The sequence below is a fragment of the Actinosynnema sp. genome (assembly GCF_052038725.1).
In genome coordinates this window covers 1-1,583 of the sequence record NZ_JBQGCX010001290.1, presented here as the reverse complement: position 1 = coordinate 1,583, position 1,583 = coordinate 1, and the positions used below count along the sequence as shown (strand labels likewise).

Sequence of the window (1,583 nt, the reverse complement as noted above, 5' to 3'; positions counted from 1 at the left end):
CGGCTCACCGGCCTGCTGTCCTCCTACACCCGCGTCCTGTTCGCCCACCCCGGCCTGGCCAGGTCCGCGCTGGTCAGCCGCCCGCACGGGCCGAACTACGTCGCGCTGGTCGACTCGGTCCTCGGCCTGCTGCACGAGGGCGGCGTCCCCGTGGACCGGGCCGCCTGGGCGGTCGACGTGCTGCTGCAACTGGCCACCGCCACGGCGGCCGAGCACTCCGAGCCCGGCGCCGACGACGCCGAGCAGTGGGCCGCGCTGTCCGAGGTCGTGCGCACCGCCGACCCCGCCACCCACCCGCACATCGCCCGAGCGGGCGACCACCTGCTCTCCGGCGCCGGGCCCGACCGCCTGAACTGGGCGTTCGCCGCGCTGGTCGCCGGAGCCGCCAGCACCCCCGGGGAGAGCACCCCGTGACCGAGCACCCGAAGAACGAGCACCACGAGATCACCGTCCTCGGCGCGGGCCTCGGCGGCCTGGCGCTGGCCGCCGTGCTGCGCCGCAACGGCGTCAACGCCGCCGTCCACGACCTGGACGCCTCCCCCACCTCGCGGGACCAAGGCGGGGTGCTGGACGTGCACGAGGACTCCGGGCAGGTCGCGCTGCGGGCGGCGGGCGCGTTCGACGCCTTCCGCGCGGCGGTCCACGAGGGCGGCGACGCGACCCGCGTGCTCGACCGGCACGGCGTCACGCGGCTGAGCGACGACGGCGGCAACGGCCGCCCCGAGATCGCGCGCGGCGACCTGCGGCGCGTCCTGCTGGACGCGGCGGGCGGCGACGTGCGGTGGGGGTCGAAGGCCGTGGCGGTCCACCCGCTCGCGGGCGGGCGGCACCGGGTGGTGTTCGCCGACGGCCACGAGCTGACCACCGACCTGCTGGTCGGCGCGGACGGCGCGTGGTCGCGGGTCCGCCCGCTGCTGTCCCCGGCGGTCCCGGAGTACACCGGGGTGTCGTTCGTGGAGCTGACCCTGCCGGACGTCGCGGGGCGCCACCCCGCGATCGCCGAGCTGGCGGGTCCCGGCGGGATGTTCGCGCTGGGCGACGAGCGCGGCTTCCTCGCCCACCGGGACGGCACGGGCGCGCTGCACGCGTACGCGGCGCTGCGGATCGGCCCGGACTGGCTGGGCTCGATCGACTTCACCGACGCCGAGGCGGCCAGGTCCGAGCTGCTGCGGCACTTCGCCGACTGGCACCCGGCCCTGCGCGCGCTGATCACCGAGGCGCCCGCGCCGCTGGTCCCGAGGCCGATCCACGCCCTGCCGCGGGGGCACCGCTGGCCGCGCACCCCCGGCGTCACCCTCCTCGGCGACGCGGCGCACCTGATGTCGCCGTTCGCGGGCGAGGGCGCGAACCTGGCGATGCTGGACGGGGCGGAGCTGGGCGCGGCGCTGCTCGCCCACCCCGGCGACGTCGAGGCGGCGCTCGCGGCCTACGAGGCGGCGATGTTCCCGCGCGCCGAGGCCGCGGCGGCGATGTCGGCGGCCGGGCTGGAGGCGTGCTTCGAGCCGTCGGGCCCGGACGCCCTGGTCGCGGTGATGCGGGGCTTCGCCGGGACCCCCGCCTGAGCGCACCCCCGGACCCCGCGC

At 78.2% G+C, this 1,583-nt stretch carries 2 protein-coding genes; both read left to right on the top strand.

Translation table 11 applies throughout. From position 1 onward, the window contains the following. Nucleotides 1–414, top strand: a 414-nt coding sequence (locus ACTUAL_RS27270; protein ID WP_440902249.1) for a TetR/AcrR family transcriptional regulator C-terminal domain-containing protein, incomplete at its 5' end; no start/stop codon positions are given. Next, nucleotides 411–1,562: an FAD-dependent oxidoreductase gene (locus tag ACTUAL_RS27265; RefSeq protein WP_440902248.1), complete on the top strand. Its 1,152-nt coding sequence runs from the start codon at nucleotides 411–413 to the stop codon at nucleotides 1,560–1,562. The genes ACTUAL_RS27270 and ACTUAL_RS27265, both read left to right, overlap by 4 nt. The last annotated feature ends 21 nt before the right edge of the window (nucleotides 1,563–1,583 follow it).